The sequence below is a fragment of the Escherichia sp. E2748 genome, from assembly GCF_005781125.1.
GTDB lineage: Bacteria > Pseudomonadota > Gammaproteobacteria > Enterobacterales > Enterobacteriaceae > Escherichia.
Window position 1 is genome coordinate 41,096 of record NZ_VATP01000016.1, and the last position, 25,151, is coordinate 66,246.

Consider the following 25,151-nt stretch of genomic DNA (forward strand, 5'->3'; position numbering starts at 1 on the left):
CCTTCGCTGTTAACGCACCTGCACGGAGATAAGCTCGCTGCCATCGTCGCCCAGCACGTGAGTTGAACAGGCGAGGCACGGGTCGAAGCTGTGCAAAGTACGCAGGATTTCCAGCGGCTGTTCAGGAATAGCCATTTTGGTGTTCATCAGCGCCGCTTCATACGCACCAATTTGCCCTTTGGGATCGCGCGGGCTGGCGTTCCAGGTGGTCGGCACCACGCACTGATAGAGATCAATCTTGCCATCGCGAATGGCGGCCCAGTGGCCTAACGCCCCGCGCGGCGCTTCGGTAAAGCCGACGCCCCGGCACTCTTTCGGCCAGGTCGCAGGCTCCCATTTTTCGGTAGAGGCAGTGGCGAGATTGCCGTTTTTCAGGTTGGTCATCAGCTTGTCAAAGAAGTATTGCAACTTACCTGCGGCCCACTGCGCTTCGTGCGCGCGGCACAAAATGCGGCCCAACGTTGACTGGATGCCATAAAGCGGCAGGTTCAACGCCGACATCATGCGATCGACAGACTCAACGGTTGCCGCATCGCCTTTGTGGTAAGCGATCAACGTGCGCGCCAGCGGCCCCACTTCCATCGCATGACCGCGCCAGCGTGGCGCTTTGATCCACGAGTAGCGTTCCTGTTCATTCAGTTGCTGAATGTTAGTATCACTGCCTTTGACATCGCCGGGGTTGTACCACGGATCAGTAATACCATCGAACGGATGACGTCCAACCCGATCGTCGGGATAACGATACCAGGCGTGATCGACAAACTCCTGCACCTGCTGCGGATCAACCAAATCTACTGGCAGCACGTTTTTGAAGTCGCCGTTAATTACTGCGCCGCCAGGCATCAGCAGACTTTTTTCGCCAAAGTCGTTGGCAATATCGGGGAACGCACCGTAGCTGAGGACGCATTGATCCGAAAGGCCCGTGCCGATTTCGCTCCACGGTTTGTTGAACTGGCCGATGGCTAAAGCGTCGGGGATCATCACGTTATTAATGAAGTCCGCCGTACGGGTGATAATCGACTGCACCAGGTTCAGGCGTTCCATATTGACCGCGCCGACCGCGCCGCTTTCGTCAATGTTAATTGCGCATGGCATCCCGCCGACAATCCAGTTTGGATGAGGGTTTTTACCGCCAAAGACCGCGTGGATTTTGACAATTTCACGCTGAAAATCGAGAGCTTCGAGATAGTGGGCAAAGCCCATCAGGTTGGCTTCTGGCGGCAGTTTATATTGCGGATGGCCCCAGTAGCCGTTACGGAAGATCCCCAACTGCCCGCCTTCAACAAATTTCTTCAGTCGGTTTTGTACGTCGAAGAAATAGCCAGGGGACGATTTCGGCCACGAAGAGAGGCTTTGCGCCAGTTCGGAGGTTTTCCGCGGATCGGCTTTCAGCGCATCTAACACATCGATCCAGTCCATCCCGGCGAGCTGATAGAAATGCACCAGGTGATCGTGGCACCAGAGCGTTGCCAGCATAATATTGCGGATGATATTGGCGTTGTCCGGCACTTTAATACCGATAGCATCTTCGATGGCGTAAACCGAAGCCAGAGCGTGTACGCCGGTACAGACGCCACAGATACGTTCAACGAACGCCCACGCATCGCGCGGATCGCGCCCTTGCAGGATGATCTCCAGCCCGCGAAACATCGTGCCGCAGGAGACGGCATTGGTTATCACATTCTGATCGTTGATATTTACTTCGCAGCGCATATGGCCTTCGATGCGCGTGATCGGATCAACCACCAGGCGACGTCCGGCATTGTTGATGGTGTATCCCTGAGTTTCGTACTGAGTGCTCATGCCTGTTTATCCTCGTTGCCCGGCTGTTGTTCTGCTTCTGCAAGTTGCTGGTTATGACGTCTGCGCTGGTCAACGGCGCTGGCGACTGCATGTACGCCAACCGCCGCAGCCACCACGCCAAGCGCGGTTAAACCGACGGTATCGGCGGTGGAGTGAGTCCCCATTTGCGGAATATCGACCACGCGACTGTAGAACGAGCCGCGATCCCAGAAGCCATTTTCAGAACAGCCAAGACAACCGTGACCAGACTGAATCGGGAAGGAAACGCCATCGTTCCAGCGGGTAGAGGAGCAGGCGTTATACGTAGTTGGCCCTTTGCAGCCCATTTTGTACAGGCAGTAACCTTTACGCGCCGCGTCATCATCCCAACTCTGCACAAACTCTCCGGCGTCGAAGTGGGCGCGGCGATAGCATTTATCGTGAATACGCTGACCATAGAACATCAGCGGACGCCCCATTCTGTCGACATCCGGCAGGCGATCGAACGTCACCATATAAGTAATGATGGCGCTCATCACATCCGGGATCGGCGGGCAGCCTGGCACTTTGATAATAGGTTTGTCGGTGATGACTTTGTCGATAGGCGTTGCCTGCGTCGGATTGGGCCGCGCGGCCTGCACGCAGCCCCATGAAGCGCAGGTTCCCCATGCGATAATCGCACTGGCCCCAGCCGCTGCGCGTTTCAGTTTTTCAATAAACGGTCGGCCACTGCTGATACAGAACATCCCCTGCTCGCCCAGTGGCGGATTGCCCTCTACCGCAAGGATATATTTGCCGTGGTATTGGGTGATGATGTCTTCAAAGACTTCTTCCGCCTGGGTTCCGGCGGCAGCCATCAGAGTATCGTCGTAGTCGAGAGAAATAAGGGAAAGAATGACATCCTTCGCCAGTGGGTGAGCGGAGCGGATAAAAGATTCGGTACAGCAGGTGCATTCCAGACCGTGGATCCACACCACCGGAATGCGCGGTTTATTTTCCAGCGCCCAGGCAATCTTTGGTGCCATTCCCGCGCCTAATCCCAGCGAGGTTGCAGCCAGACTGCAATATTTGAGAAAGCTGCGCCGGGTGACCCCCTGACGCCGCATGGCCTGGTAAAATGTCTCCTCGTTATTCATATCGCACGTCTCTTCTCCTTGCGACACCAGCAGGACGCCGGGCGCTTATGGTCGGCAAGCGACGTCCCTGTAGCAAGGCAAACCATCGTTTTGCGTGAGAGGCTGAAAACGAAAGCTCATCCTTCTGCACTGGCGCACGTCGCCAGAAAGTATTGTTAATAAAGCGTAGTGAAACTTTTGCACAAAACAACACAAACTGTGTGGATTTGTCTTTTAGCGATAAAAATGGGCCTTATTTTCCTTAAGGTTTGGCGCAGAACGATTACGAGCCCATTTTTATGGCGACAGAATACCCAAATTGCTGTTATTTCACGCAATCAACGCGCATTTGTCTGTTTTTCAAGCAAACAAACAAATTAGGGGTTTACACGACGCATCGGGATGTTTATAGTTCGCGTCATTCCGGAAGTGTGGCCGAGCGGTTGAAGGCACCGGTCTTGAAAACCGGCGACCCGAAAGGGTTCCAGAGTTCGAATCTCTGCGCTTCCGCCAAATAAGATAAGGGGTTAGCTAAATGCTAACCCCTTTTTCTTTTGCCTGTCAAAATGCTATACCACACTCAGTGGCTTAACCATCCTCTGCTAAACCTGTTCCAGATCAAATGCGTAAAGATGGGTAAAACCTCTGGGTAGCTTTCGGCATTATCATTATGCTGCTTCATTAATTACATCTGTCATAGAGAGTGACTCAATGGATCGTATTGTTAGTTCTTCACATGACCGTACATCGCTGCTTAGCACCCATAAGGTGCTGCGTAATACCTATTTTCTCCTGAGCCTGACACTGGCCTTTTCGGCGATTACCGCGACAGCCAGTACGGTTCTGATGCTGCCATCTCCGGGGCTGATTCTGACGCTGGTGGGTATGTATGGTTTGATGTTCCTGACCTATAAAACGGCGAATAAGCCGACCGGGATTATCTCCGCGTTCGCGTTTACCGGTTTTCTGGGTTATATCCTCGGGCCAATTCTGAACACCTATCTGTCAGCCGGAATGGGTGACGTAATTGCCATGGCGTTGGGCGGTACGGCATTAGTGTTCTTCTGCTGCTCTGCGTATGTGCTGACCACTCGCAAGGATATGTCGTTCCTCGGCGGTATGCTGATGGCAGGTATTGTTGTTGTCCTGATCGGGATGGTAGCGAATATCTTCCTGCAACTGCCTGCTCTGCATCTGGCGATCAGCGCGGTTTTCATTCTGATCTCCTCTGGCGCAATTCTGTTTGAAACCAGCAACATCATCCACGGCGGTGAAACGAACTACATTCGTGCCACTGTGAGCCTGTATGTGTCGCTGTATAACATCTTCGTTAGCCTGTTGAGCATTCTGGGCTTCGCCAGCCGCGATTAATCTCGCCCGCTATCTCTTTCTGAGCCTCGCTTTATGCGGGGCTTTGTTTTTTGTTACACTGCCGCCAGTCTGACTAAGGTAGTAAATAATTATGCTGATCTTCGAAGGTAAAGAGATAGAAACCGATACCGAAGGCTATCTCAAAGAGAGTAGCCAGTGGAGCGAACCACTGGCGGTGGTCATTGCAGAGAACGAAGGTATTACACTGTCGCCAGAACACTGGGAGGTGGTGCGTTTTGTACGTGACTTCTACCTGGAATTTAATACCTCTCCGGCAATTCGTATGCTGGTTAAAGCGATGGCGAATAAATTTGGTGAAGAGAAAGTCAACAGCCGCTATCTGTACCGACTGTTCCCGAAAGGCCCGGCAAAGCAAGCCACCAAAATTGCTGGCCTGCCTAAACCGGTGAAATGCATTTAACGAATACGAAAATCCGTTAACTCCCCGGAAGGATGATGCGGCTCGCTAAGCACCCGTTCCACACGCGCTGAACGCGGGCCGCCGCTCTTTAACCACTGCATTAATTTTTCCACCTGCCCTTCTTCACCGCAGGCAACGACTTCCACGCTGCCATCGTCAAGATTTTTGGCGTAACCAGTTAATCCCAATCTTTTCGCTTCGTACTGGGTGGTATAGCGAAACCCTACGCCCTGAACCCGGCCGTATACCCAGGCAATTATGCAGACTTTTGACATGACTGCTCCCCTTATCCTTAATGGACGCGTTGCAAATCCATGGAAAACTCCGGACAATGGCGCCCATTTCTTTGCATCGACAGAATAGTTAATTATGAGTGTACGTTTAGTGTTAGCCAAAGGGCGCGAAAAATCATTACTTCGTCGCCATCCGTGGGTCTTTTCCGGCGCCGTTGCCCGAATGGAAGGTAAAGCCAGCCTCGGAGAAACCATCGATATTGTTGATCATCAGGGAAAATGGTTAGCACGCGGCGCTTATTCGCCAGCATCGCAAATCCGTGCGCGCGTCTGGACGTTTGACCCGTCAGAATCCATCGACATTGCCTTTTTTACTCGCCGTTTACAACAGGCGCAAAAGTGGCGCGACTGGCTGGCGAAAAAAGATGGCCTCGACAGCTATCGTTTAATTGCTGGCGAATCTGATGGCCTGCCTGGCATTACTATCGACCGCTTCGGCAATTTTCTGGTGCTGCAACTGCTGAGTGCTGGCGCAGAGTATCAGCGCGCGGCATTAATTAGCGCCCTGCAAACGCTCTATCCGGAGTGCGCAATTTACGACCGCAGCGACGTCGCTGTACGTAAAAAAGAAGGTATGGAACTGACCCAGGGCCCCGTTACCGGCGAGCTGCCGCCTGCCCTGCTGCCGATTGAAGAACACGGTATGAAGCTGCTGGTGGACATTCAACACGGCCACAAAACGGGCTACTACTTGGATCAGCGTGACAGCCGCCTGGCTACCCGCCGCTACGTTGAAAATAAGCGCGTACTCAACTGTTTCTCCTATACCGGTGGTTTCGCCGTCTCGGCATTAATGGGTGGATGCAGCCAGGTTGTCAGTGTCGATACTTCGCAGGAAGCCCTGGTTATCGCGCGGCAGAACGTTGAGCTGAACAAGCTGGATCTGAGCAAGGCTGAGTTTGTCCGTGATGACGTCTTTAAATTGCTGCGTACCTATCGCGATCGCGGTGAAAAATTTGACGTTATCGTGATGGACCCGCCGAAGTTTGTTGAGAATAAAAGCCAGTTGATGGGCGCATGCCGTGGCTATAAAGACATCAACATGCTGGCCATTCAGCTGTTGAATGAAGGCGGAGTTCTCCTGACTTTCTCATGTTCTGGCCTAATGACCAGCGATTTATTTCAGAAAATCATCGCTGACGCCGCAATTGATGCCGGTCGTGATGTACAATTTATAGAGCAGTTCCGTCAGGCCGCCGATCACCCGGTGATCGCTACCTACCCGGAAGGGCTATATCTGAAAGGGTTTGCCTGTCGCGTCATGTAACTTGAAAAGTGAAATTTTGCCCATATATCAAAGGTAAAGATTTCCCGGGAGGTGACTATGATTGCCAGCAAATTCGGTATCGGCCAGCAGGTCCGCCATTCCCTGTTAGGTTATCTCGGAGTGGTCGTGGATATCGACCCGGTTTACTCGCTCTCTGAACCGTCGCCTGATGAGCTGGCGGTGAATGACGAGCTTCGCGCCGCTCCGTGGTATCACGTGGTGATGGAGGATGACAACGGCCTACCGGTTCATACCTACCTGGCTGAAGCCCAGCTAAGTAGCGAATTGCAGGATGAACATCCAGAGCAACCGTCAATGGATGAGCTAGCGCAGACTATCCGCAAACAACTCCAGGCGCCGCGTCTGCGTAACTAATCCTCATAAACATGCCCGGAAGGTTTTCGCCTTCCGGGTATTTTTTTATTTCGCCAGGCCCAGACGAGGGATCTCAATCGCCGGGCAGCGATCCATCACCACGTTTAGCCCTGCATCACGCGCCAGCACTGCCGCCTGTTCATTTATAACACCCAGTTGCATCCATAAGGTTTTCGCACCAATAGCGATCGCCTCCTGCGCCACACCCCATGCTGCTTCTGAATTACGGAAAACATCGACCATATCCACTTTTTCCGGAACCTCCGCCAGCGTGCCGTAACCTTGCTGGCCTAACAGCGTTTTACCGGCGACCTTTGGGGAGACGGGAATAACATGATAGCCCTGATCGAGCAGATACTTCATTACGCGATAACTTGGACGATCGGGTTTGTCACTTGCTCCCACCAGCGCAATGGTGCGGGTGGACGTTAAAATGCCTGCAATATCGGTTTCTTTCATCATTTCCTCCAGACTATTTACCAAAGTGTACGACAATCCCGACATGCCAACCATGTAGCTACTACGAATGTATGAGAGCAAAAGCAGAAAACATGTCTATATGTTAGTAAGTATGATTAAAGAAAAATTTTGATACACTATTAGTCGGGCGGTCTTTGGACAGGAGCTACCTATGAAAACCGGCATTATGACCACCTTGATTGCACTGTGTTTGCCGGTATCCGTTTTTGCCACCACACTGCGGCTATCCAGCGATGTTGATCTCCTGATACTCGACGGCAAAAAGGTTTCCAGTTCTCTGCTTCGCGGTGCTGATAGCATCGAACTGGATAATGGACCACATCAGTTAGTGTTTCGCGTTGAAAAGACAATCCATCTTTCCAGTAACGAAGAACGACTTTATATCTCCCCGCCGCTGGTCGTTAGCTTTAATACCCAGCTCATTAGTCAGGTGAATTTTCGTCTCCCTCGCCTGGAGAATGAACGAGAAGCGAACCATTTTGACGCAGCGCCGAACCTTGAATTGTTAGATGGCGATGCGACGCCGATTCCGGTGAAGCTGGATATTCTCGCCATTACCTCTGCCGGGAAAACAATCGATTATGAGCTGGAAGTCGAACGCTATAACAAATCCGCAAAACGCGCTTCGCTACCGCAATTTGCCACTATGATGGCGGACGACAGTACACTGCTCTCCGGCGTTTCGGAACTGGATGCGATTCCTCCGCAGTCACAGGTGCTCACTGAACAACGGCTGAAGTATTGGTTTAAACTGGCTGACCCACAAACGCGTAATAACTTTCTGCAATGGGCGGAAAAACAACCTTCTTCCTGAGATTTTTGTGCCTGTGCGCAGGCTTTTTCAGTCTTTATCTTGCAGCGATAAGTGCTTACAGTAGTCTGTAGGAAAGTTAACTACGGATGTAAATTATGGAACTGACAACTCGCACAATGGCGGCGCGTAAACATATTGCGCTGGTGGCACATGATCACTGCAAGCAAATGCTCATGAGCTGGGTGGAACGGCATCAACCGCTTCTGGAGCAGCACGAACTTTATGCAACGGGCACCACGGGTAACTTAATTTCCCGCGCGACAGGAATGAACGTCAACGCGATGCTGAGCGGCCCGATGGGCGGCGATCAGCAGGTTGGCGCATTGATCTCAGAAGGGAAAATTGATGTGCTGATTTTCTTCTGGGACCCGCTGAATGCTGTACCACACGACCCCGACGTGAAAGCGTTGCTGCGTCTGGCGACGGTGTGGAACATTCCGGTCGCCACCAACGTGGCAACGGCTGATTTCATCATCCAGTCACCACATTTCAACGACGCTGTAGATATTCTGATCCCGGATTATCAACGTTATCTCGCAGAACGCCTGAAGTAAGTTCGCACAGGCGGCACTCGCCGCCTGTTTCTTACGGTTTCCTTGCTACCGGTACATCCAGTTTTTTCAGGTCGTCCACAAAGGGAGAAGGATTCTCTTTGCTGAACAGTACCCAAACCCGATGCCGTGCGCGAGTGAGCGCAACGTACATTAATCGCCGTTCTTCGGCGTCCGGATAGTCCTCTACTGGCGGCAGTAGCGCCTCTTCCATAATGGACTCACGCGCCACAGCCGGGAAGCCATCACTCCCCTCCTGCAAACCAACGATGATGACGTAGTCGGCCTGTTGCCCTTTGCTGGCATGAATGGTCATAAAGTCGATTTGCAGCTTCGGCCAGCGCGTCGTGGCTTTATCCAGAGTAACGGGCTTCAGATGATGGTAACGCGCTAGTACCAGAATGCGCTCTTCGGGTTTGACATAACCAGATAGCTTGTCCAGTAAAGCGTCAAGCTGACTCTCATCCAACAAGGTGACGGCTTTTTTGTCGCCATTCGTTAAGCTATTCAGCGGTTTTTTCAACTGATTAGGGTTCTGCTGAATAAAACGGTTTGCCACCTCTCCGATACGGCTATTGAAACGGTAAGTCGTGTCTAAATCACAGCGATCGCCTTCACCGAAGTTTTCATGGAAGGCCGTGGTGAGCGACATTTGCGCGCCGCTGAAGCGGTAAATAGCCTGCCAGTCATCGCCAACGGCAAACAACGTTGTCTGACTATTTTGTTTACGCAATGCTGCCAGCAAGGCCGCTCGCTGTGGGGAGATGTCCTGGAATTCATCAACCAGAATATGTTTCCACGGGCTGATAAACCGCCCTTTCTCAAGGATAGCAATCGCCTGATGAATCAGACCTGAAAAATCGACAGCGTTTTCCGCTTTCAGCGCACCTTTCCAGGCTTTCAGCAACGGTGCCATCAATTTGATTCGTTTACTGAACAGTTCCCGAATCTCTTCTGGCGCACTGGCAATCATTTCAGCCTGCGCGCCACCGTGCATCCGCATCAGACTGACCCAGCGATCGAGGCGAGATGCGAGACGACGCTGCAATTTTTCATCATCCCAGAAGTTGCCTTCTGGCACTGACCACTGCAGTTCTTCCATCAACCATTGTCGCCAGCCCTTCGCCTGTGCTTTCTTTTCACTACACTGCTTACGCCACTCAGCAATAAAGAGTTCATGGCGGGCTGCGGTGTCATTTTCCAGGTTGCTGACTGTCGGTACTTTTTTGCTACCTTGCTGAATAATATGCAGGGCCAGAGAATGAAACGTGCGCGCGGTAATCTCTTCGGTATGCAGCCGTTCGCGGATCCGCTCGTCCATCTCTTCCGCCGCTTTTCGACCAAACGCCAGCAATAAAATTTGCTCGGGTGATGCTTCACCACGCGCCAATAACCAGCCAGCGCGCGCCACCAGCACAGACGTTTTTCCGCTTCCTGCGCCAGCCAGCACTAACAGGGAATGCTCACCATTAACCACCGCCCGGGCCTGCGCCGGATTAAGCGGTGAAGACTCAACCTGACGGAAAAAATCCGCATGTTCGTTAAGCATGGTTTCGGTATACGCCTGATTATGCTGCAACCGACTGCCTTCAATATCTTTCAGCCAGGCCTGACATTTGCGCCACGCCTCACGACAGTTATCAAATTCCTCCAGGCGATTAACCGGTAATGGCAACGCTGACAAAGCCTGACGAATTTGTTGCTGTACCCCAGTGGTTTGCTCCCGCGTCAGCCATTTATTTTTTCCAGTGCGAGCAGCAATAAGATCCAGTTGTTGCTGCAATACGCCAGCGGCAATTTCGCTCATTTCCTCGCTCCAGCGCCGCCAGTGAGCATCAAGATGATGGTGAAAACGCTGCGTCTCTGCCCATTCAGTGCCATGCAGACGCACGACTTTTTCATCAGGCAATACAAATTCCAGCTCACCCCATACCAAACCACGTTTGCAGTGAATAGCCAGTAATTGATTGAAAGGAATAAGGTATTCGTGGCGATCGCCGGAAACTTTTATCCCGGCATTGAGGATCACCGCCCGATCGTAAGGGTGCTGTGCCAGACGTTTGCCAAGAGTTGTCGCTTTCAGTTCCATGTCTCTGTAGATCCACACGATGTCATTTCTTATCAGTGTAACCGCCAGAGAAAACGTGCTCCAGCCCAAAAAAACGTTACAATTGCCGCCCATTACTGAAAACCACAGTAAAGCGAGGTTTTATGCGTACCGTTTTGAACATTCTGAACTTTGTGCTTGGCGGATTCGCCACCACTCTTGGCTGGCTGTTAGCGACCCTGGTCAGTATTGTGCTGATTTTCACCTTACCGCTGACACGGTCCTGCTGGGAGATAACCAAACTGTCTCTGCTGCCTTATGGCAATGAAGCTATTCATGTCGATGAACTAAACCCGGCAGGCAAAAATGTGCTGCTTAACACTGGCGGTACGGTGCTGAATATTTTCTGGCTGGTTTTCTTCGGCTGGTGGCTATGTCTGATGCATATCGCAACAGGTATCGCGCAATGCATTTCCATCATTGGTATTCCGGTTGGTATTGCGAACTTTAAAATTGCCGCTATTGCACTGTGGCCGGTCGGACGCCGCGTGGTATCGGTAGAAACAGCTCAAGCTGCGCGTGAAGCCAATGCACGTCGCCGTTTCCAATAATCCAACATTATGGCCTTTATGCTAAGTCCTTTGCTCAAACGCTATACCTGGAACAGCACCTGGCTGTATTACGCGCGCATTTTTATCGCACTTTGCGGCACCACTGCGTTTCCGTGGTGGCTGGGTGATGTAAAACTTACGATTCCGCTGACTCTCGGAATGGTGGCGGCAGCACTGACCGATCTCGACGACCGACTGGCGGGACGTCTGCGTAATCTCATTATTACGCTGTTCTGTTTTTTTATTGCCTCGGCTTCAGTAGAGCTGTTATTTCCGTGGCCCTGGCTGTTCGCCATTGGTTTAACGCTCTCCACCAGCGGCTTCATTTTGCTCGGCGGTCTGGGTCAACGCTATGCGACCATCGCTTTCGGTGCATTGCTGATTGCCATTTATACGATGCTGGGAACCTCCCTGTATGAGTACTGGTATCAGCAGCCTATCTATCTGCTTGCTGGTGCGGTTTGGTACAACATCCTGACGCTTATTGGTCATTTGCTGTTCCCTGTCCGCCCGTTGCAGGACAACCTGGCTCGTTGTTACGAACAACTGGCGCGGTATCTGGAACTCAAGTCACGTATGTTTGATCCTGATATTGAGGATGAAAGCCAGGCACCGCTGTATGATTTGGCGCTCGCCAACGGGCAACTTATGGTGACGCTGAACCAGACGAAAATCTCGTTGCTGACCCGCTTACGCGGCGACCGCGGTCAACGGGGAACGCGTCGTACACTACATTACTATTTTGTAGCGCAGGATATCCACGAGCGGGCAAGCTCTTCACATATTCAGTATCAAACGCTGCGAGAACATTTTCGCCACAGCGATGTGCTGTTCCGCTTCCAGCGCCTGATGTCGATGCAGGGACAAGCTTGCCAACAATTGTCACGCTGTATTTTGCTGCGTCAGCCTTATCAGCACGATCCACATTTTGAACGCGCTTTTACGCATATTGACGCCGCACTTGAGCGGATGCGCGAAAATGGTGCGCCCGCCGATCTGCTAAAAATACTGGGATTCCTGCTGAACAATTTACGTGCCATAGATGCCCAACTGGCGACTATTGAATCAGAACAAGCCCAGGCGCTGGCCCCCAATGCAGACGAAAATGAACTCGCCGACGACAGCCCTCGCGGGTTTAGCGATATCTGGCTGCGTCTTAAACGTAACTTAACGCCGGAGTCTGCACTATTTCGCCATGCAGTGAGAATGTCGCTGGTATTGTGTGTTGGTTACGCCATCATTCAGATAACCGGAATGCATCACGGGTATTGGATCCTGCTGACAAGTCTGTTTGTCTGCCAGCCAAACTATAACGCCACGCGCCACCGTCTGAAGTTAAGGATTATTGGTACGTTAGTGGGTATTGCGATTGGTATTCCTGTGCTGTGGTTTGTTCCGTCACTGGAAGGACAACTGGTGCTGCTGGTGATTACCGGCGTGCTCTTTTTTGCCTTCCGTAACGTGCAATACGCTCATGCAACGATGTTCATTACGCTTCTGGTGTTACTGTGCTTCAACCTGCTGGGTGAAGGTTTTGAAGTCGCGCTGCCTCGCGTAATCGATACGCTGATCGGCTGTGCAATAGCATGGGCGGCGGTGAGCTACATCTGGCCCGACTGGCGGTTTCGTAATTTGCCGCGAATGCTTGAACGCGCGACGGATGCTAACTGCCGTTATCTCGATGCCATTCTTGAGCAATATCATCAGGGGCGTGACAACCGTCTGGCGTATCGTATTGCCCGACGCGATGCTCACAACCGTGATGCTGAACTGGCGTCGGTGGTGTCGAATATGTCCAGTGAACCGAACGTCACACCGCAAATTCGCGATGACGCGTTCCGTTTACTGTGCCTTAACCATACTTTTACCAGCTATATTTCTGCCCTCGGCGCACACCGCGAGCAGTTAACCAACCCTGAAATTCTGGCGTTTCTTGATGACGCAGTTTGCTATGTTGATGACGCGCTACATCATCAACCTGCCGATGAAGAACGCGTCAATCAGGCATTAGCTGGCCTGAAACAGCGGATGCAACAACTTGAACCGCGGGCAGACAGCAAGGAACCTCTGGTCGTACAGCAAATCGGGTTACTGATTGCATTACTGCCAGAAATTGGCCGTCTGCAACGCCGGATTACTCAAGTTCCTCAGGAAACTCCTGTTTCGGTGTAATAGAATCTGCCCATTCTGCAAGCTCCTGGCGGCGTGCCACCGGGAGCGCAGCTTCATGAATACCGATAATTGCGCCTTCAAGCATGAACAGAATCTTTTCTGTCACCAGACTGTTATGCTGCCGTAGTCGCAACCAGCACATTTTCGCCCCAAGTATACGTAGTGCCCGAACATCCTTAATCCCCACTTCCCCGAGAATCGCTTCCAGGTGATAAGACATATTGGGCAAATCTTTCAGCCGTTGCTGGGTGTCGCGCGTACTTTTCTCTTTAAGCGCAGCGTCCAGCGAATATTTCGACAACCGCACCAACTTCTGTTGATTCCGCCATAAGCTTTCATCAACCCGGTAGTAATTGAGAGTAACGGGACGGCCACACTTTTTGTATGTCAGCCAGACTGGTGGATGTTTTACACAGTACTGTGCGCTTTGCTCACAAGCCCGAAGATACAACTCACCATCAGAAACCATCGCAAACACTGTATCGTCAACGGTCAGACTGTAACTGCCAAACAACGATCGATATTCAATAGTGCCTAACGTCGACAGGTATTCTTGTGACTTATAGATCCGCTTGTAGGAGAGGCTTTTCATAAAATTCCTTTTAAAATCATAATATAAAAGAATGATTCACATTAACGGATCCGTTAAATACGAAAATAGGCAACTTATTCTCAAGGGGCAAGATTAATTTAAGTTTTCAGGCCACCAACGACAAAAATTGCGAGGCTCTTTCCGAAATTTGTGTTGATCTTTGTTGTCACTGGATGTACTGTATATCCATACAGTAACTCACAGGGCTGGATTGATTATGTACACTTCAGGCTACGCAAATAGTTCTTCGATGTTCTCCTCCACAGCAAGCAAAATTGCGCGTGTCTCTACGGAAAACACTACAGCCGGGCTAATTAGTGAAGTTGTCTATCGCGAAGATCAGCCCATGATGACGCAACTCCTGCTTTTGCCATTATTACAGCAACTCGGCCAACAATCGCGTTGGCAACTTTGGTTAACGCCGCAACAAAAACTAAGTCGTGAATGGGTTCAGGCAGCGGGACTACCCTTAACTAAGGTGATGCAGATAAGCCAGCTTTCCCCTTGTCACACCGTGGAATCAATGGTTCGTGCTTTGCGTACGGGAAATTACAGCGTAGTGATCGGTTGGTTGGCAGACGATCTGACAGAAGAAGAGCATGCTGATCTTGTTGATGCCGCCAATGAAGGTAACGCAATGGGGTTTATTATGCGTCCAGTAAGCACACACTCTCACGCCACGAGACAACTTTCTGGGCTAAAAATTCACTCAAATTTGTATCATTAAGTAAATTTAGGATTAATCCTGGAACTTTTTTTGTTAACCCGTAGACGCTTTCACTTGTCACTAATTTTACTTGTGGAGGCTTGTCTGAAGCGGTTTCCGCGATTTTATCCTGTAAAGTATCGTTAACAAAAAAGGTTAAACGCACCTTATACAAGTCTTTTTTTTCATATGCCTGACGGAGTTCACACTTGTAAGTTTTCAACTACGTTGTAGACTTTACATCGCCAGGGGTGCTCGGCATAAGCCGAATTTATCGGCAGAGTTACAATTGAGCAGATCCCCCGGTGAAGGATTTAACCGTGTTATCTCGTTGGAGATATTCATGGCGTATTTTGGATGATAACGAGGCGCAAAAAATGAAAAAGACAGCTATCGCGATTGCAGTGGCACTGGCTGGTTTCGCTACCGTAGCGCAGGCCGCTCCGAAAGATAACACCTGGTACACCGGTGCTAAACTGGGCTGGTCCCAGTACCATGACACTGGTTTCATTCCTAACAATGGTCCGACCCACGAAAACCAACTGGGTGCAGGTGCTTTTGGTGGTTACCAGGTTAACCCGTATGTTGGCTTTGAAATGGGTTACGACTGGTTAGGTCGTATGCCGTACAAAGGCGACAACATCAACGGCGCATACAAAGCTCAGGGCGTTCAGCTGACCGCTAAACTGGGTTACCCAATCACTGACGATCTGGACATCTACACTCGTCTGGGTGGTATGGTATGGCGCGCAGACACCAAGGCTAACGTACCTGGTGGCCCATCCTTTAAAGACCACGACACCGGCGTTTCTCCGGTATTCGCAGGCGGTGTTGAATACGCGATCACTCCAGAAATCGCTACCCGTCTGGAATATCAGTGGACCAACAACATCGGTGACGCTAACACCATCGGTACTCGTCCAGACAACGGTCTGCTGAGCCTGGGTGTTTCCTACCGTTTCGGTCAGGGCGAAGCAGCTCCAGTAGTTGCTCCGGCTCCAGCTCCGGCACCGGAAGTACAGACCAAGCACTTCACTCTGAAGTCTGACGTTCTGTTCAACTTCAACAAAGCAACCCTGAAACCGGAAGGTCAGGCTGCTCTGGATCAGCTGTACAGCCAGCTGAGCAACCTGGATCCGAAAGACGGTTCCGTAGTTGTTCTGGGTTACACTGACCGCATCGGTTCTGACGCTTACAACCAGGGTCTGTCCGAGCGTCGTGCTCAGTCCGTCGTTGATTACCTGATCTCCAAAGGTATCCCGTCTGACAAGATCTCCGCACGTGGTATGGGCGAATCCAACCCGGTTACTGGCAACACCTGTGACAACGTGAAACAGCGTGCTGCTCTGATCGACTGCCTGGCTCCGGATCGTCGCGTAGAGATCGAAGTTAAAGGCATCAAAGACGTTGTAACTCAGCCGCAGGCTTAAGTTCTCGTCTAATAAAAAACCCCGCTACTGCGGGGTTTTTTTCATCTGTAGTAAAGTAAATGACCTTCGCCAGTTATTCCTTACCAAGTAATGCCTGCAAATCCTGCTTCAAAGAAGACATTTTATTCGCATACTTCTCTTTGTTTTCCGCATCTTCAATCAGCTGGACAATCGTTTCGGATAGCGTTTTACCACGACGTTGCGCAAGCCCTGCTAACCGTTGCCAGACAATAAATTCCAGATCGATAGATTTCTTGCGCGTATGCTGATGCTCCGCATTAAAGTGCCGTTTTCGTCTGGCCCGAATCGTCTGTTTCATGCGATTAAGCAGCTCTGGATTCATATGTTTTTCAATCCAGCCATTTACGAGTACAGGTTCGTTCTCCAGCGATAGCAACACATCGACGGCTTCCTGGGCGGCACTGGCCTCTATGTAACGGGTGATCAACTCACCTTCACGGTGCTTCTTCACCAGATATTTCCATTTCCAACCACTTTCAAGATTTTCAAGTTGTTGATATTTCATAGCGATCTCAATGTTACCGTGTAACTCTTTACAGAATATCAGCTTTTTACCTGCGTGATGAAAAGAATCTCTGTCCTGTGAGCTTTAACGCGCATGCCGGGACTTTTGTCGGTGCTTTCTACGTGTGCTGCAGTGCCGGTTACGGTATAATCGCGCCTTTGACAACAGACTAAAAAACATCGACTTTGACCATTACGAAACTTGCATGGCGTGACCTGATTCCTGATACCGAAAGCTATCAGGAAGTATTCGCACAGCCACATTTGATTGACGAAAACGATCCTTTATTCAGTGACACTCAACCGCGACTGCAATTTGCGCTTGAGCAGTTGCTGCACGCGCGGGCATCATCCTCTTTTATACTGGCAAAAGCGCCGGAAGAATCCGATTATCTGAATCTTATAGCCGATGCTGCACGCACGCTACAAAGCGATGCAGGCCAACTGATGGGCGCTCACTATGAGATTTCCGGCCACACCATACGCTTACGGAACGCAGTTAGCACTGACGATAATTTTGCAACCTTAACCCAGGTTGTTACTGCTGACTGGGCTGAAGCCGAACAGCTTTTTGGCTGTTTGCGCCAGTTTAATGGCGACATTACCTTGCAGCCAGGACTGGTACATCAGGCCAATGGCGGCATTTTGATTATCTCCTTGCGTACACTGCTGGCCCAGCCATTGCTGTGGATGCGTCTGAAGAACATCGTCAACCGCGAACGCTTCGATTGGGTAGCATTTGATGAGTCGCGCCCTCTCCCCGTCTCTGTACCTTCAATGCCATTGAAGCTGAAGGTCATTCTGGTAGGCGAACGCGATTCATTGGCCGATTTCCAGGAGATGGAGCCAGAACTGTCTGAACAAGCGATCTATAGCGAATTTGAAGATACTCTGCAGATAGTCGATGCCGAATCCGTACGCCAGTGGTGTCGCTGGGTGACTTTTATTGCCAGACTTAACCACTTGCCAGCGCCAGATGCCGATGCCTGGCCGGTACTTATCCGCGAAGCAGTACGCTATACCGGTGAGCAAGAAACGCTGCCCCTTAGTCCGCAGTGGATCCTCCGCCAGTGTAAAGAGGTCGCTTCATTGTGCGAAGGTGATACCTTCTCCGGCGAGCAGCTAAACTTAATGCTACAGCAGCGGGAATGGCGCGAAGGTTTCCTCGCCGAGCGCATGCAGGACGAAATTCTTCAAGAGCAAATCCTGATTGAAACCGAAGGTGAACGCATCGGGCAAATTAACGCCCTTTCGGTCATTGAATTTCCCGGCCATCCACGCGCATTTGGCGAACCTTCTCGCATTAGCTGCGTTGTGCATATTGGCGATGGTGAATTCACCGACATCGAACGAAAAGCGGAGCTTGGCGGCAACATTCACGCTAAAGGGATGATGATCATGCAGGCGTTTTTGATGTCGGAACTTCAGCTTGAGCAACAGATCCCTTTCTCAGCGTCACTGACCTTTGAGCAATCTTACAGTGAAGTGGATGGTGACAGCGCATCAATGGCCGAGCTCTGCGCTCTGATCAGCGCCCTTGCTGATGTCCCGGTGAATCAGAGTATCGCTATTACAGGTTCAGTGGATCAGTTTGGTCGCGCCCAGCCTGTGGGCGGTCTGAATGAGAAAATCGAAGGCTTCTTTGCTATCTGCCAGCAGCGTGAGTTAAGTGGGAAGCAAGGTGTGATTATCCCCAGCGCTAACGTTCGCCATTTAAGTCTTCACAGTGAACTGGTGAAGGCGGTAGAGGAAGGCAAATTCACCATCTGGGCAGTGGACGATGTGACTGATGCACTGCCGTTATTATTAAATCTGGTGTGGGATGGCGAAGGCCAGACGACGCTGATGCAAACTATCCAGGAACGTATCGCGCAAGCATCGCAACAGGAAGGGCGTCACCGTTTTCCGTGGCCACTACGTTGGCTGAACTGGTTTATTCCGAACTGATCGGACTTGTTCAGCGTACACGTGTTAGCTATCCTGCGTGCTTCAATAAAATAAGGCTTACAGAGAACATGGTAGATAAACGCGAATCCTATACAAAAGAAGACCTTCTTGCCTCTGGTCGCGGTGAACTGTTTGGTGCTAAAGGCCCACAATTGCCAGCACCGAACATGCTGATGATGGACCGTGTGGTCAAAATGACTGAAACGGGCGGTAACTTCGACAAAGGGTATGTAGAAGCAGAGCTGGATATTAATCCGGACCTGTGGTTCTTCGGTTGCCACTTCATCGGCGATCCGGTAATGCCGGGCTGCCTGGGCCTGGACGCGATGTGGCAGCTGGTAGGGTTCTACCTCGGCTGGCTGGGCGGCGAAGGTAAAGGCCGCGCCCTGGGCGTTGGCGAAGTGAAATTCACAGGCCAGGTGCTGCCGACGGCGAAAAAAGTGACCTATCGTATTCACTTTAAACGCATTGTTAACCGTCGTCTCATTATGGGCCTGGCGGATGGCGAAGTGCTGGTTGATGGTCGTTTGATCTATACCGCCAACGACCTGAAAGTAGGTCTGTTCCAGGATACGTCTGCATTCTGATTTTAATCAGACAGAGTATAAAAAGGCGAAACCTCCGCAATGCGGAGGTTTCTTTTTAAAGAGACAGAATCAGGCCATTACTACCCTGTCCGCCATGGCTTCTCGCCAGCCTCCCAGCCATTGTGACCTTTGATTCAGCGTCTGATAGGGACACATTTCTTTTGAGCGTCCAGCGATGCCGGCCTGATAACCACGTTGATGTGCCCGTTCCAGGCGATCTCGTTTTTGTCTCTTCATGCCTCGTTTCCCTCATACTGGTTTCTGGTGGAAAAGAAAACAGTGATTACTAAATGTGCAATCACAGTTAAGCAATACCGCGAATCATAACTGCCGTCAATGCGCAAAATTCACGCCACTGCCATATTTGTGAGCTACACGGGCATGTCGGTTGTACAAAAAATGTGAAGCGGAACAAGTTTCCCCATGGCTTATAAACAAAAAAACCGCCTCAGGCTACATGCCGGAGACGGTTATATTTACAAATCTTTATAATTAAGGTAGACGCTTTATCTCTTGCGCAATAGTAGCGGCTTCCTGACTCCAGACACTGGCCAGCACTTTGACCATTTCATCGTAGCCATCCTGATTCTGCACCCCTTCCACACGGAACGGACGTTTTATCAGTTGTCCCTGATGGTTTAGTAGCCACTCGCCACTCACTATCACCTTACCATCGTAACGGCCGTTAAACTCCGTCACAGTCACATTAAGCGTGTCCTGGGTACTTCCCAAAGGCTGGGAGGCTACGACCCAACCGGGCAGTTGCGCACTCAGGTTAGCGACCAAAGTATTGCGCAACTGTTGATCCAGCGGGCTGGCCCACAGGTTGTTATTGGCAATCACATACTTCACATCACTGGTTTGATAAACCACACCATTCCCCGCCAGATAATCAGGAACAACGACTTGCTCTACCCATAGCAGGCGGTTACCCTGGCTGGCGGTACTTTGCGTACCGCTCTGCACCACAGGCAATTGGTAATAGTTTTTGTTAATTTCACCGGAGCTGCATCCGGCCAGCCACAGTGCCGCTATCGTCACTAGCCACTTTTTCATTGTTTCGCCCTCTTCGGCTCTGGATCTTTTTTATCCTTCGCTTCAAATACCAGCGCGTTGCTCTTCTCGTTGAGCGTTTTCAGAACCGGTTGCAGTTCACGCAATACCTGATCAAGACGCTGCATATCCGCAACCATCTTGTTATAAGCTGCGGAACCCGGCTGGAAGCCCTGCATGCTACGATTCAATTCGCGCAGTGTCGACTGCATATCCGTCGGCAACTGTTGCATCGACTGACTGGCAAGGATCTGGTTCATACTATCCAGCGTAGTCTGCAGGTTTTTCATCGTGCGCTGACTTTCCGACAGCGTACTGGTCGCCTGTTCAATCATCGGGTTCAACGGCAGTTTGTTAATCTTATCCAACGCTTCCATCAGACGTTGCTGGATTTGCGCCAGACCACCGCTAACGGTCGGGATTATTTGATAGCCATTAAACTCACGCACACCGGTAATTGCCGGAGCATTTGGATAGAAGTCCAGATCGACGTACAGCGCTCCCGTGACCAGATTCCCGGTTTTCAGTGAACCGCGTAAACCGCGCTTCAGCAATTCGGCCAGGTGTTCTACCACATCAGCATTTTCACCTAGCTGCATTTTCAGTCGTTCTGGTTCAATACGCACCATGACTGGAATGCGATAATCATCGTTAAAGACCTGACGCATATTCGGCGCAAAGAATGGCACTTTGCTTACCGTACCGAGACGAATACCGCGGAATTCCACTGGCGCGCCAGGTTGCAGACCGCGTACCGAATCTTTAAAGAACATCAGATAATCAATGTGATCTGTGTACAGTGAATCCTGGATACTCTTCTGATCATCATACAAAACGAATGACGTTTTTGGCGCAACCGGCTGTCCCAAGTCCAGTCCTTCAGGCACGTCAAAGCTGACACCACCACTTAGCAACGTCGTCAATGACCCCATCTCTACGCGCATCCCCGCCGAGGTCAGATCCACCGCTATGCCGCTATCTTTCCAGAAGCGAACGTTGCTCGTTACCAGGCGGTCATAAGGCGCATTGATGAACAGTTGATAGCTGATATTACGCTTCTGGGTATCGAAGGTGCTGGTTTCAACCGACCCTACGCGATAACCACGAAACAGCACGGGATCTCCCGCCGTGAGCTGCCCAGCTTTGTTACTGTCAAGAATGACACGGATCCCTTTGGCATCTGGTGGGGCCAACGGTGGAGAATCAAGCAAATCATATTTTGTTTGCTTGCTGCCTGCAGCCCCCGGTTGCAACTCGATATACACACCGGAAAGCAACGTACCAAGGCCACTAATGCCTTCACGACCAATTTGTGGTTTCACTACCCAAAAGACAGTATCTTTGTGCAGCAGTTTTTCCATACCGGCGTTGAGACGCGCTTTGATTTCAACATGCGTTAAATCATCAGCCAGCGTGGCGCTTTCGACCACACCGACGTCCACGCTACGACTTTTAATGGTAGTCTTGCCGCCTTCTATTCCTTCCGCATTAGCAGTGATCAGGGTAACTTCCGGCCCTTGATGACTGTAATGATAAAAAAGTACCCAGGCCCCGATGAGTGCCGTAACGATGGGAAATATCCACACAGGGGACCAGTTCTTCACTTTCTGGATTTTGGCTTCCCCACTATTAGATTCCATACTGTCAGGACTCCTCATGCTCTGGTTCAGGTTGACGATCCCACGACAAACGTGGATCAAACGTCATCGCAGAAAACATTGTCATAATGACGACTAAAGCAAACATTAATGCACCCATTGCAGGATAAATACTCATTAAGCCTCCCATACGCACCAGCGCCGAGAGCACCGCTATCACGAAAACGTCAATCATTGACCAGCGGCCTACAAACTCAACAACTTCGTAAATCAAATGCATTCTTTCGCTGTCACGCTTGCCGTGCCCTTTCGCATCCCAGCACAGCCAGGCTATAGCGATCATCTTTAAAGTTGGCACCATGATACTGGCTAAAAAGATGACGGCGGCAACCGGATAAGAGCCTTCGCTCCATAATAAGATGACCCCGGCGAGAATGGTCGACGGCATCTTAGAGCCTAAAAAATCGGTCACCATAATGGGTAAGATGTTCGCCGGGAGATATAACATGATCGACGTAAAAAGCAGTGCCAATGTCCATTGCAGGCTGTTTTTGCGTCGAACATATCCTTTGGTGCCACAGCGCGGACACACGGGATTATCGGCAGGAAGAATTGCCGTACAGCATGAGCAAGAGCGCAGCCCCTGGCGTATTCCCGTTATGCCGGGTTTCAGCGTCTGGTGAAGCTCTGGCATCGGGGCAATATCATCCCATAACCAGCGGCGATCAACGCACTGAAAGGCGCGTAATTGCAGCACACAAAATAAACACCAGGGAATGAAACTACTGCCCACGCCAATGCTGCCGTAAGCCATCAGTTTGACAAAACTGACCAACACACCGGCAAGGAAAATCTCCGCCATTCCCCAGGTTTTAAGCTGAAAAAGTACCCGCCCCAGTTGTTCTTTTAAACGAACAGGTATTTCCGCGCGATTAACCAACAGTAAAATAGTAATCAGGCAAAACGCGGGGACCAGTTGCACAAACAACAGGAAAAAAGTACCGAGGCTGGCATAGTCCTCGGAAAACAGTACGCCCGGGATTTCCAGCAACGTAATCTCACTGGTTACCCCCGCAACGTTCATATTGACAAAAGGGAACAGGTTGGACAGCAGCAGCATGAACAGTGCAGCCAACGCATAAGCGGTAGGACGCTGTCGAGGGGCATCCCACGCAACGGTTAACGTTGTGCCACACCGAGGACATGCCGCCTTCTGACCATGCTCAAGGTGGGGTAAAACCACCAGCATGTCACACTGCGAGCACAGGATGTGCTTCGCGGCATGATGATGTTCGCACATTGGTACTCCTTAATGATGCGCTATTCTACAGAATGCTGACATAGCACTCGCTTTCAATGCCGGATGCTGAACTACCGCATTATCCGCTCAGGGAGGTCGTGGAAACGCAATAAATTGACGTTTCCACCCAGGCCAGATAAGCGTAGCGCATCAGGCAATTTGGCCGTTATCAGCAGTCTCTCTTTTCACTTAACTGATTAGCGATCAGCCACCATTTTTTAACGCTTCAAGATACTCCCAACGTTCAAAAGCCTGCTCCAGTTCCTGTTCAGCGGCAGTCAGATCAGCGAGCACTTTTTGCGTATGCTCATGTGGCTGGCTGAAGAAAGAGGCATCTGCCACCTGCGCCTGTAAGGCTTCCAGTTTTGCTTCCAAATCTTCAAGCAGTTGCGGTAGCTGTTCTAATTCGCGCTGCAATTTATAGCTTAGTTTGCTACTGCTGCGTTTTACAGTTTCTGCTTTCGGCGCAGCTACTTCTTCGTTTTTTTTCACCGCAGGCTGTTTTAACGCCACATACTGTTCTTGCTGTCCGCGCGCGTCGTGATAACCGCCGACATAACGGCCAATTTTGCCGCCACCTTCGAAGATCCAGCACTCTGTTACGGTGTTATCAACAAACTGACGATCGTGACTAACCAGCAATACTGTACCCTGGTAGCTGTCGATCAGCTCTTCAAGCAGTTCCAGCGTTTCAACATCGAGATCGTTGGTCGGTTCGTCGAGGATCAGTAAGTTACTGGGTTTCAGGAACAGACGCGCCAAAAGCAGACGGTTACGTTCCCCGCCAGAGAGCGCGCGCACCGGCGTCATCGCCCGTTTCGGATGGAACAGGAAGTCCTGTAAATAGCCCAGTACATGGCGCGGTTTACCGTTAACCATCACCTCTTGCTTACCTTCAGCAAGGTTATCCATCACCGTTTTGTCGGGATCGAGTTCCGCGCGGTGCTGGTCAAAATAGGCGACTTCCAGTTTAGTGCCGACGTGAATGCGTCCGCTGTCCGGCTGAAGTTGACCAAGCATCAGTTTCAGCAACGTGGTTTTGCCACAGCCATTCGGGCCAATCAGGGCAATTTTATCGCCACGTAGTACCTGGGCAGAAAAATCTTTCACCAGTTGCTTGCCGTCAACCTGGTAGCACACGTCTTCCATTTCGAAAACGATCTTACCGGAGCGACTGGCCTCTTCCACCTGCATCTTTGCAGTACCCATCACTTCGCGACGTTCGCCACGCTCGCGACGCATTGCTTTCAGCGCACGCACGCGGCCTTCATTACGGGTACGGCGTGCTTTGATCCCCTGACGGATCCACACTTCTTCCTGTGCCAGTTTGCGATCGAACTCGGCATTTTGTAGTTCTTCCACGCGCAGAGCTTCTTCTTTTTCCAACAAATACTGGTCGTAATTACCCGGATAGGTGACCAGTTTGCCGCGATCGAGATCGACAATACGCGTCGCCATATTGCGAATAAATGAACGGTCGTGGGAGATGAAAATAATCGTACCGCTGAACGTTTTCAGGAAACCTTCCAGCCAGTCGATGGTTTCAATATCCAGGTGGTTTGTCGGTTCGTCGAGCAGCAGCACGCGCGGATTGCTCACCAACGCGCGTCCTAATGCCGCTTTACGCAACCAGCCGCCGGAAAGCGACGACAGCGCAACGTTAGGATCTAATCCCAGCTGTGCCAGCACTTCGTTGATGCGGTTTTCCAGTTGCCACAGGTTGTGGTGATCCAACTGTTCCTGAACCTTCGCCAGTTCGTTGAGATTCTTCTCGCTCGGGTCGTTCATCACCAGGCGCGAAATATCGTGATAGCGTTTCAGGTATTCCGCTTGTTCTTCAATGCCTTCGGCAACAAAATCATAAACGCTACCCTCAACGTTACGCGGTGGATCCTGCTGCAAACGCGCAACGATCAAATCTTGCTCGTAAATAATGCGACCGTCATCCAGCCCCTGTTCACGGTTAAGGATTTTCATTAACGTCGATTTGCCTGCGCCGTTACGGCCCACCAGACAAACACGTTCGTTATCTTCGATATGCAGTTCTGCGTTATCGAGAAGCGGCGCGTCGCTGAACGACAGCCATGCGCCATGCATACTGATTAATGACATTA

Annotated in this window: 24 protein-coding genes and 1 tRNA gene; 13 read left to right on the forward strand and 12 right to left on the reverse strand. The window is 50.9% G+C overall.

The window, feature by feature from the left end; translation table 11 throughout:
• Positions 1–9 precede the first annotated feature (9 nt).
• Both hyaB and hyaA read right to left on the reverse strand, forming a co-directional pair.
• A complete protein-coding gene (hyaB, locus tag FEK42_RS13885; RefSeq protein WP_130260792.1) occupies positions 10–1,803 on the reverse strand; it encodes a Ni/Fe-hydrogenase large subunit in 1,794 nt (597 codons plus the stop codon).
• Positions 1,800–2,918: a hydrogenase 1 small subunit gene (hyaA, locus tag FEK42_RS13890; protein WP_130236212.1), complete on the reverse strand. Its 1,119-nt coding sequence runs from the start codon at positions 2,916–2,918 to the stop codon at positions 1,800–1,802. Before hyaA ends, hyaB begins: the two co-directional genes overlap by 4 nt.
• Before the next feature lie 404 nt (positions 2,919–3,322).
• Here hyaA and FEK42_RS13900 point away from each other — a divergent pair.
• From FEK42_RS13900 to tusE, 3 genes are all read left to right on the forward strand, one after another.
• A tRNA-Ser gene (locus FEK42_RS13900) sits at positions 3,323–3,410 on the forward strand.
• Positions 3,411–3,608: 198 nt separating this feature from the next.
• A complete protein-coding gene (yccA, locus tag FEK42_RS13905; RefSeq protein ID WP_000375136.1) occupies positions 3,609–4,268 on the forward strand; it encodes an FtsH protease modulator YccA in 660 nt (219 codons plus the stop codon).
• A gap of 91 nt (positions 4,269–4,359) precedes the next feature.
• Positions 4,360–4,689, forward strand: a complete 330-nt coding sequence (gene tusE / locus FEK42_RS13910; protein ID WP_135492154.1) for a sulfurtransferase TusE — start codon at positions 4,360–4,362, stop codon at positions 4,687–4,689.
• Here tusE and yccX read toward each other — a convergent pair.
• Positions 4,686–4,964 carry an acylphosphatase gene (gene yccX, locus FEK42_RS13915; RefSeq protein WP_000048252.1) on the reverse strand — a complete coding sequence of 93 codons (279 nt, stop codon included), beginning with the start codon at positions 4,962–4,964 and terminating at the stop codon, positions 4,686–4,688. The two genes, tusE and yccX, sit on opposite strands and share 4 nt — an antisense overlap.
• Positions 4,965–5,058: 94 nt before the next feature.
• Between yccX and rlmI the strand changes: the two genes are divergently transcribed.
• Together rlmI and hspQ are read left to right on the forward strand one after the other, a co-directional pair.
• Positions 5,059–6,249 carry a 23S rRNA (cytosine(1962)-C(5))-methyltransferase RlmI gene (rlmI, locus tag FEK42_RS13920; protein WP_135492152.1) on the forward strand — a complete coding sequence of 397 codons (1,191 nt, stop codon included), beginning with the start codon at positions 5,059–5,061 and terminating at the stop codon, positions 6,247–6,249.
• A gap of 57 nt (positions 6,250–6,306) precedes the next feature.
• Positions 6,307–6,624 carry a heat shock protein HspQ gene (hspQ, locus tag FEK42_RS13925; protein ID WP_001295356.1) on the forward strand — a complete coding sequence of 106 codons (318 nt, stop codon included), beginning with the start codon at positions 6,307–6,309 and terminating at the stop codon, positions 6,622–6,624.
• 45 nt (positions 6,625–6,669) lie between these two features.
• On the opposite strand, the gene FEK42_RS13930 is transcribed toward hspQ, so the two are convergent.
• Positions 6,670–7,083 carry a CoA-binding protein gene (locus FEK42_RS13930; RefSeq protein WP_064528416.1) on the reverse strand — a complete coding sequence of 138 codons (414 nt, stop codon included), beginning with the start codon at positions 7,081–7,083 and terminating at the stop codon, positions 6,670–6,672.
• Between the two features lie 172 nt (positions 7,084–7,255).
• Here FEK42_RS13930 and FEK42_RS13935 point away from each other — a divergent pair, with 172 nt between their 5' ends.
• Positions 7,256–7,918: a DUF2057 family protein gene (locus tag FEK42_RS13935; RefSeq protein ID WP_130205387.1), complete on the forward strand. Its 663-nt coding sequence runs from the start codon at positions 7,256–7,258 to the stop codon at positions 7,916–7,918.
• Between the two features lie 95 nt (positions 7,919–8,013).
• Positions 8,014–8,472, forward strand: a complete 459-nt coding sequence (gene mgsA, locus FEK42_RS13940) for a methylglyoxal synthase (RefSeq protein WP_064528411.1) — start codon at positions 8,014–8,016, stop codon at positions 8,470–8,472.
• Between the two features lie 31 nt (positions 8,473–8,503).
• Here mgsA and helD read toward each other — a convergent pair whose 3' ends face one another.
• Positions 8,504–10,558, reverse strand: coding sequence for a DNA helicase IV (helD, locus tag FEK42_RS13945; protein ID WP_135492233.1), 2,055 nt, complete (start codon positions 10,556–10,558; stop codon positions 8,504–8,506).
• A gap of 122 nt (positions 10,559–10,680) precedes the next feature.
• On the opposite strand from helD, the gene FEK42_RS13950 reads away from it, so the two are divergent.
• The gene (locus tag FEK42_RS13950; RefSeq protein ID WP_032161476.1) at positions 10,681–11,127 is read left to right on the forward strand and encodes a YccF domain-containing protein; all 447 of its coding nucleotides are present in this window, start codon (positions 10,681–10,683) and stop codon (positions 11,125–11,127) included.
• Positions 11,128–11,136: 9 nt separating this feature from the next.
• Positions 11,137–13,299, forward strand: coding sequence for a YccS family putative transporter (yccS, locus tag FEK42_RS13955; RefSeq protein ID WP_135492150.1), 2,163 nt, complete (start codon positions 11,137–11,139; stop codon positions 13,297–13,299).
• On the opposite strand, the gene sxy is transcribed toward yccS, so the two are convergent.
• The gene (gene sxy / locus FEK42_RS13960; RefSeq protein WP_130205381.1) at positions 13,262–13,891 is read right to left on the reverse strand and encodes a CRP-S regulon transcriptional coactivator Sxy; all 630 of its coding nucleotides are present in this window, start codon (positions 13,889–13,891) and stop codon (positions 13,262–13,264) included. The genes yccS and sxy overlap by 38 nt on opposite strands.
• 217 nt (positions 13,892–14,108) lie before the next feature.
• On the opposite strand from sxy, the gene sulA reads away from it, so the two are divergent.
• Both sulA and ompA read left to right on the forward strand, forming a co-directional pair.
• Positions 14,109–14,618 carry an SOS-induced cell division inhibitor SulA gene (sulA, locus tag FEK42_RS13965; RefSeq protein WP_135492148.1) on the forward strand — a complete coding sequence of 170 codons (510 nt, stop codon included), beginning with the start codon at positions 14,109–14,111 and terminating at the stop codon, positions 14,616–14,618.
• 356 nt (positions 14,619–14,974) lie between these two features.
• The gene (gene ompA, locus FEK42_RS13970; protein WP_064528817.1) at positions 14,975–16,027 is read left to right on the forward strand and encodes a porin OmpA; all 1,053 of its coding nucleotides are present in this window, start codon (positions 14,975–14,977) and stop codon (positions 16,025–16,027) included.
• Between the two features lie 73 nt (positions 16,028–16,100).
• Here ompA and matP read toward each other — a convergent pair whose 3' ends face one another.
• Complete coding sequence (gene matP / locus FEK42_RS13975) at positions 16,101–16,553, reverse strand: macrodomain Ter protein MatP (protein ID WP_064528401.1); 453 nt, start codon at positions 16,551–16,553, stop codon at positions 16,101–16,103.
• Positions 16,554–16,738: 185 nt separating this feature from the next.
• On the opposite strand from matP, the gene FEK42_RS13980 reads away from it, so the two are divergent.
• Together FEK42_RS13980 and fabA are read left to right on the forward strand one after the other, a co-directional pair.
• Positions 16,739–18,499, forward strand: coding sequence for a Lon protease family protein (locus FEK42_RS13980; RefSeq protein WP_135486364.1), 1,761 nt, complete (start codon positions 16,739–16,741; stop codon positions 18,497–18,499).
• Between the two features lie 68 nt (positions 18,500–18,567).
• Positions 18,568–19,086, forward strand: a complete 519-nt coding sequence (gene fabA, locus FEK42_RS13985) for a bifunctional 3-hydroxydecanoyl-ACP dehydratase/trans-2-decenoyl-ACP isomerase (protein WP_000227926.1) — start codon at positions 18,568–18,570, stop codon at positions 19,084–19,086.
• A 69-nt stretch (positions 19,087–19,155) separates the two neighbouring features.
• On the opposite strand, the gene rmf is transcribed toward fabA, so the two are convergent.
• The 5 genes from rmf to FEK42_RS14010 form a co-directional block, all read right to left on the reverse strand.
• The gene (gene rmf, locus FEK42_RS13990) at positions 19,156–19,323 is read right to left on the reverse strand and encodes a ribosome modulation factor (RefSeq protein WP_000828648.1); all 168 of its coding nucleotides are present in this window, start codon (positions 19,321–19,323) and stop codon (positions 19,156–19,158) included.
• A 255-nt stretch (positions 19,324–19,578) separates the two neighbouring features.
• Positions 19,579–20,142, reverse strand: a complete 564-nt coding sequence (gene pqiC, locus FEK42_RS13995; RefSeq protein ID WP_130222099.1) for a membrane integrity-associated transporter subunit PqiC — start codon at positions 20,140–20,142, stop codon at positions 19,579–19,581.
• Positions 20,139–21,779 carry an intermembrane transport protein PqiB gene (gene pqiB, locus FEK42_RS14000; protein ID WP_138211866.1) on the reverse strand — a complete coding sequence of 547 codons (1,641 nt, stop codon included), beginning with the start codon at positions 21,777–21,779 and terminating at the stop codon, positions 20,139–20,141. The genes pqiC and pqiB overlap by 4 nt, the downstream gene beginning before the upstream one ends.
• A 4-nt stretch (positions 21,780–21,783) precedes the next feature.
• Positions 21,784–23,037: a membrane integrity-associated transporter subunit PqiA gene (pqiA, locus tag FEK42_RS14005; protein ID WP_131162317.1), complete on the reverse strand. Its 1,254-nt coding sequence runs from the start codon at positions 23,035–23,037 to the stop codon at positions 21,784–21,786.
• 204 nt (positions 23,038–23,241) lie between these two features.
• A complete protein-coding gene (locus FEK42_RS14010; RefSeq protein ID WP_130260789.1) occupies positions 23,242–25,149 on the reverse strand; it encodes an ABC transporter ATP-binding protein in 1,908 nt (635 codons plus the stop codon).
• Positions 25,150–25,151 lie beyond the last annotated feature (2 nt).